Annotated in this window: 6 protein-coding genes, 1 pseudogene and 2 riboswitches; of the genes and pseudogenes, 6 read left to right on the top strand and 1 reads right to left on the bottom strand. The window is 67.9% G+C overall.

Annotated features, from left to right (window positions below; all coding sequences use genetic code 11):
* Nucleotides 1–39: 39 nt before the first annotated feature.
* Nucleotides 40–136: riboswitch (glycine riboswitch) on the top strand.
* Nucleotides 137–140: 4 nt separating this feature from the next.
* A riboswitch (glycine riboswitch) is annotated at nt 141–237 on the top strand.
* Nucleotides 238–288: 51 nt separating this feature from the next.
* The 6 genes from gcvT to V7D63_RS12935 all read left to right on the top strand — a co-directional run bounded on the left by gcvT (nt 289) and on the right by V7D63_RS12935 (nt 6,078).
* Nucleotides 289–1,398: a glycine cleavage system aminomethyltransferase GcvT gene (gcvT, locus tag V7D63_RS12960; RefSeq protein WP_333592692.1), complete on the top strand. Its 1,110-nt coding sequence runs from the start codon at nt 289–291 to the stop codon at nt 1,396–1,398.
* Between the two features lie 130 nt (nt 1,399–1,528).
* On the top strand, nt 1,529–1,894 hold the full coding sequence (gcvH, locus tag V7D63_RS12955; RefSeq protein WP_333592691.1) for a glycine cleavage system protein GcvH: 366 nt from the start codon (nt 1,529–1,531) through the stop codon (nt 1,892–1,894).
* A gap of 131 nt (nt 1,895–2,025) precedes the next feature.
* Nucleotides 2,026–3,372: an aminomethyl-transferring glycine dehydrogenase subunit GcvPA gene (gene gcvPA / locus V7D63_RS12950; RefSeq protein WP_333592690.1), complete on the top strand. Its 1,347-nt coding sequence runs from the start codon at nt 2,026–2,028 to the stop codon at nt 3,370–3,372.
* Nucleotides 3,373–3,383: 11 nt separating this feature from the next.
* Nucleotides 3,384–4,952, top strand: coding sequence for an aminomethyl-transferring glycine dehydrogenase subunit GcvPB (gene gcvPB / locus V7D63_RS12945; protein ID WP_442882144.1), 1,569 nt, complete (start codon nt 3,384–3,386; stop codon nt 4,950–4,952).
* Nucleotides 4,953–5,101: 149 nt separating this feature from the next.
* Nucleotides 5,102–5,536, top strand: a complete 435-nt coding sequence (locus V7D63_RS12940; RefSeq protein ID WP_333592689.1) for a PGPGW domain-containing protein — start codon at nt 5,102–5,104, stop codon at nt 5,534–5,536.
* Nucleotides 5,537–5,613: 77 nt separating this feature from the next.
* Nucleotides 5,614–6,078: a DUF6789 family protein gene (locus tag V7D63_RS12935; RefSeq protein WP_333592688.1), complete on the top strand. Its 465-nt coding sequence runs from the start codon at nt 5,614–5,616 to the stop codon at nt 6,076–6,078.
* A 76-nt stretch (nt 6,079–6,154) separates the two neighbouring features.
* Here the strand turns inward: V7D63_RS12935 and V7D63_RS12930 are convergent.
* Nucleotides 6,155–6,316 (bottom strand): annotated as a pseudogene (locus tag V7D63_RS12930) (ATP F0F1 synthase subunit B); the annotation flags it as partial.

The following is a 6,316-nucleotide window of genomic DNA, read 5'->3' as shown; positions in this document are numbered from 1 at the left end:
GCCTCGCTTGACTTCGGCCCGGAGTCGGGGCCTTAGGTCGGCGCTCTCGCGGGAGAGACCGGGCCAAGAGATCGGACCCGGAGCCGAAGGCGCAACCGCCCCGGAAACGCTCAGGCAAAAGGACCGCGAGGGCGCACGGACGCTGGAAAGCCGCCTTCGGGCGCGCCGACGGAGCAAGGCGGCCATCGAAGACCTCGGTCTTTGGGGCGCCGGAATCTCTCAGGCTTCAGGACAGCGGGGGCGCTTCACCGGCGGGAGACCGCCCGAACAGGCGACCGCGAGGCCCATATGTCCGACACGCTCAAGACCACCCCCCTGAACGCCGCGCACCGCCGCCTGGGCGCCCGCATGGTCGGCTTCGGCGGCTATGACATGCCGGTCCAGTACGAAGGCGTTCTGGCCGAGCATCGCTGGACCCGCGAACACGCAGGCCTGTTCGACGTGTCGCACATGGGCCAGGCCAAGATCACCGGCGCCGACGCCATCGCCTGGTTTGAACGCTTCGTGCCCGGCGACTACGCCGTCCTGAAGGCCGGCAAGCAGAAATACAGCCTGCTGCTGAACGCCGACGGCGGGATCATGGACGACCTGATGGCCGGAAAGCCGGATCACGACGGTCTCTATGTCGTGGTCAACGCCGGCAACAAGGACGCCGACTTCGCCCATCTGAAGGCCAATCTGTCGGGCGACGTGACGCTGACCCTGCTGGACGACCGCGCCCTCTTGGCCATCCAGGGACCCGAGGCGGCCGAGGTCATGGCCGCGCACGAACCGGCCCTGGCTGAAATGGGCTTCATGGATTCGGCCCGGCTGAAGCTGTTCGGCGTCGATTGCTACGTTTCGCGCTCGGGCTACACCGGCGAGGACGGCTATGAAATCTCGGTTCCCGGCGCCGACGCCGAGCGGGTGTGGGAGCTGTTGCTGAAGGACGCCCGGGTCAAGCCGATCGGCCTGGGCGCGCGCGACAGCTTGCGCCTGGAGGCCGGCCTGCCGCTGCACGGCCACGACATCGATCCGACCACCAGTCCCGTCGAGGGCGCCCTGACCTTCGCCCTGTCGAAGTCGCGCAAGGAGCGCGCCGACTTCCCCGGCGCCGCCCGCATCGCCCGCGAACTAGCCGACGGCCCGGCCCGCGTCCGCGTCGGCCTGCACGTCAAGGAAGGCGCCCCGGCCCGCGAAGGCGCCGAGATCGCCGACATCGACGGCGCCGTGATCGGAACCGTCACCTCGGGCGGCCCGTCGCCGACCCTGGGCCACAACATCGCCATGGGCTACGTCCCGCCGTCGCACGCGGCGCTGGGGACCGAGCTGAAGGTCATCGTCCGCGGCAGACCCGCCGCCGCCGAGGTCGTCGCCATGCCGTTCGTCGCCCAACGCTATTACCGCAAACCGAAGTGACAGCCTCCGTCGCCCTCGGACTTGATCCGAGGGCCAGACGGTCAACCGCTTGAGTGAAGACGTTTAAACCCAACCCCCACCGCATCTGATCCTCGGGTCAGGCCCGAGGATGACGGAAGGAAACAAGACCATGAAATTCACCAAGGATCACGAGTGGGTTCGCCTGGACGGCGACGTCGCCACGATCGGCATTTCAAAACACGCCGCCGACGCCCTCGGCGACGTAGTCTTCGTCGAAGCCCCCGAGGTCGGCAAGACCGTCGGCAAGGGCGACAGCTTCGCCGTGGTCGAGAGCGTCAAGGCGGCCTCCGACGTCTACGCCCCCGTCTCGGGCGAGGTGGTCGAGTCCAACGACGCCCTGTCCAGCGCCCCGGAAACGGTCAACGCCGATCCCGAAGGCGCCGGCTGGTTCGGCAAGATCAAGGTCAAGGACCCCAGCCAACTGGACGCCCTGATGGATCGCGCCGCCTACGACCAGTATCTGACGACGCTCTGATATCGCTCCGTCACCCTCAGGCTTGACCCGAGGGCCGGACATTCAACCGCTGGTGCGAAGACTTCGACGCACAGCTCGCGCCGCATCTGATCCTCGGGTCAAGCCCGAGGATGACGGCGAAGGAAGATCGAATGCGCTACCTCCCCCTGACGCCCGACGACCGCGCCGCCATGCTGGCCGCCATCGGGGCCAAGTCTATCGATGACCTGTTCGTGGACGTGCCCCAGGCGGCGCGGCGCGAGGGTTTCGTCGATCTGCCGCGCGTGGCCGGCGAACTGGAGGTCGAGCGGGCGCTGGGGGCCATGGCGGACAAGAACACCGCCGCCGGTTCGGCGCCCTTCTTCTGCGGTGCGGGGGCCTATAGGCACCACGTCCCGGCCACGGTGGACCACATCATCCAGCGGTCGGAATTCCTGACCAGCTACACCCCCTATCAGCCGGAAATCGCCCAGGGGACGCTGCAATACCTCTATGAGTTCCAGACCCAGGTGGCGAACCTGACCGGGATGGAGGTCGCCAACGCCTCGCTCTATGACGGCTCGACCGCCATGGCCGAGGGCGTGCTGATGGCGACCCGCGCCACCCGCCGCAACAAGGCGGTGATCAGCGGCGGGGTGCATCCCCACTACGTCAAGGCGACCGAGACCGTGGTCCACGCCGTCGGCGTCGAGACCGAGGTCCTGGCCCCCGCCGTGGACGCCGAGGCCGACGTCATCGCCCAGATCGGACCGGACACGGCCTGCGTCGTGGTGCAGACGCCCAACGTCTTCGGCACGGCCACCGACGTGACCAAGATCGCCGAGGCCGCCCACGCCGCCGGCGCCCTGTTGATCGTCGTGGTCACCGAGGCGGTGTCGATGGGCCTGTTGAAGTCGCCCGGCGAAATGGGCGCCGACATCGTCGCGGCCGAGGGCCAGTCGATCGGCAACGCCCTGAATTTCGGCGGACCCTATGTCGGCCTGTTCGCCTGCACCGGAAAACTGATCCGCCAGATGCCCGGCCGCCTGACCGGCGAAACGGTGGACGCCGAGGGCCGTCGCGGCTTCGTCCTGACCCTATCGACGCGCGAACAGCACATCCGCCGCGACAAGGCGACCTCGAACATCTGCACCAATTCCGGCCTTTGCACCCTGGCCTTCAGCATTCACATGAGCCTGTTGGGCGAGACGGGTCTGCGCGACCTGGCCCTGCTGAACCATGAGAAGGCTCTGGCGACGCGTGACGCCCTGGCGGCGGTTCCCGGCATCGAGATCCTGACCCCGCGCTTCTTCAACGAGTTCGCCGTGCGCCTGCCCAGGCCCGCCGCCGAGGTGGTCGACGCCCTGGCCCAGCACCGCGTCCTGGCCGGCGTGCCCTACAGCCGCCTGAACCCCGGCGCGGGCATGGACGACGTGCTGCTGGTGGCCGCCACCGAGACGACGCTGGACGCCGACATCAAGATCCTGGCGAAATTCCTGACCAAGATGCTGGCCGACTGAGGAACATGACGATGAGCACCATGAACACCGTCGGCCGCCCGACCACTCCGAACGCCGTTGAAAGCAAGCCCGCCACCCTGACCGGCGGCCGCGGCCTGTTGCAGGACGAGGCCCTGATCTTCGAGGGCGACGGCTGGGGCAAGACCGGCGTCGATCTGCCGAAACCGGCGACCGATGGCTCCGACCTGGGCGATCTGGTCCGGCGCGACCCGATCGGCCTGCCGGGCCTGAGCGAGCCGGAGGCCATGCGCCACTATGTGCGCCTGTCCCAGAAGAACCACGCCATCGACCTGGCCATCTATCCGCTGGGTTCGTGCACGATGAAGCACAATCCGCGCCTGAACGAGAAGATGGCCCGCCTGGCCGGCTTCTCCGACATCCACCCGTTGCAGCCCCAGTCGACGGTCCAGGGCGCCCTGCAACTGATGGACAGCCTGGCCCATTGGCTGAAGACCCTGACCGGCATGCCCGCCGTCGCCTTATCGCCCAAGGCCGGCGCCCATGGCGAACTGTGCGGCCTGATGGCCATCCGCGCCGCCCATGAGGCCAAGGGCGAGCATGAGCAGCGCCGCAAGGTGCTGGTCCCGACCAGCGCCCACGGCACCAACCCCGCCACGGCCGCCTTCGTCGGCTATTCCGTCGTCGAGGTGGCCCAGACCGACGACGGCCGCGTCGATGTGGCCGATCTGGCGTCCAAGCTGGGACCGGACGTGGCCGCCATCATGGTGACCAACCCCAACACCTGCGGCCTGTTCGAGCGCGACATCCTGGAGATCAGCCGCCTGACCCATGAGGCGGGGGCCTATTTCTATTGCGACGGCGCCAACTTCAACGCCATCGTCGGCCGGGTGCGCCCTGGCGACCTGGGCGTCGACGCCATGCACATCAACCTGCACAAGACCTTCTCGACGCCGCACGGCGGCGGCGGGCCGGGCGCCGGGCCGGTGGTGTTGTCCGAAGCGCTGGCCCCCTTCGCCCCGGCCCCCTGGGTGGTCGATGACGGCGACGGCTTCAAACTGGTCGAGCGCGAAGAGGACGAGGCGGAACAGGCCTTCGGCCGCCTGTGCGCCTTCCAGGGCCAGATGGGCATGTATGTCCGCGCCCTGTCGTACATGATGAGCCACGGCTCGGACGGCCTGCGCCAGGTGGCCGAGGATGCGGTGCTGAACGCCAACTACATCAAGGCCCGCCTGTCGGACCTGATGTCCCCGGCCTTCCCCGACGGTCCCTGCATGCACGAGGCCCTGTTCGACGACGAATGGCTGAAGGGCACGGACATCACCACGCTGGACTTCGCCAAGGCGATGATCGACGAGGGCTTCCACCCGATGACCATGTATTTCCCCCTGGTCGTCCATGGCGCCATGCTGATCGAGCCGACCGAGACCGAGTCCAAGGCCGAGCTGGACCGCTTCATCGAAGCCATGTGTCTGTTGGCCCAGGCGGCGAAAGCCGGCGACGTCGATCGCTTCAAGGGCGCCCCCTTCCACGCTCCGATGCGCCGCCTGGACGAGACCCGCGCCGCCCGCCAGCCGGTGCTGCGCTGGACCGCGCCGCAGGGATCGAACGCGGCCGCGTGACGGCGTTGGGCGAGACCGCCTCCTGCGGGAACGGATCGTAAAGGCGTTCGTGGCAGACTGATCACGGTCCAGAGGCAGAAACGCCACGATACGGACCCTGTAAGGCCTGCCGCGTTTCGCCGATCCCGCCTCCAGAACGGACGCCCGTCGTGACCTACGCCCCCGCCGTCGATTCCCCGTTCGCCGTCCCGCGCCATGGCGCCATGCGCCGCTTCAGACGCCTGGCGGCGATGATGCTGGGCGCCCTGATTATCGTGGCCGGGATCATCATCGCCCCCCTGCCCGGCCCGTTCGGCCTGCCCATCGCCCTGGTCGGCCTGGCGATGATCCTGAGAAACAGCTTCTGGGCCAAGCGCCAGTTCATCCGCGCCCAGCACCGGCGGCCCAAATTCGTCTATCCCTTCCGTCGCCTGCTGCGCAAACGGCCCGAGTTCGCGCCCGTCATGTGGCAGCAGATGCTGCGGGTCGAAAAACTGGCCCTGAAGCGCGGGCGCGGCGTCCTGATCCGCATGCGCAAACGCCTGCGCCGCGAACTGCGCGACATCATCCCCCTGCCGGGCCTGTATCCGCGCACGGCAATGTGAACGCCGCCCGCGCCAACAGGCGTATGCTCATCCTCGCGTAGTCGGGAACGAGCAAGCGTTGGGAGGCGCTATCGGTCATGATGTCACGCGTACAAAAAGGAATGGTCGCCGGCGCCGTGGCCACCCTGGCGATTTCGCTTCTGGAAGCCCTGAACATCCTGGTTCTGAAGTGGTTCGCGGCCTTTCCGCTGATCGTCGCCAACCTCGTCGGCATGCCGGGAAACATGACGGTCGGATGGATCGCCCATGCGATCGCCGGCGTCTTCATCCTGGGACCGTTGTTCGGCGTTCTATATTCGCGCCTGCCGACGGACACCGCCGAGACCAAGGGCATTGTGTTCGCCGTCGGGGCCTTCGCGGCCTTCATGGTGGCGGTGATGCTGTTCGGCGACAACGGCTCCTTCGGGCGCAACTTCAGCTCTGTCGCCTGGATCCTGTTCATGCACGCCGTCTTCGGCATCGTGTTGGGCAATGTCTATGCCCGGCTGCTGAGCCGCGACAAACGGCGGCGCACGCCGATGAACGCCCAGCCGGCGCACTGAGACCGGCGGCCTGAAACGACAAAGGCCCCCGTCGCGGGACGGGGGCCTTTGAACCGTGTCTTGATCGGATCCGCGATCAGTTCAAACGCGAACCGATCTGGGCGATGGCGGCGTCCAGCAGCGGATCGGCCTTTTGGGTCGCGGCGCGCTGGGTCAGGATCGCCTCGGCGTGCTTGGCGGCCAGGTCGGCGGCGGCGGCCTTGACCTCGGCTGAAGCCTGGGCCTCGGCCTGGGCGAT

Source organism: Brevundimonas sp. (genome assembly GCF_036732845.1).
Lineage (GTDB): Bacteria > Pseudomonadota > Alphaproteobacteria > Caulobacterales > Caulobacteraceae > Brevundimonas.
Note: the sequence above shows the minus strand (reverse complement) of the source record. Positions and strands in the feature narration are given on the sequence as shown.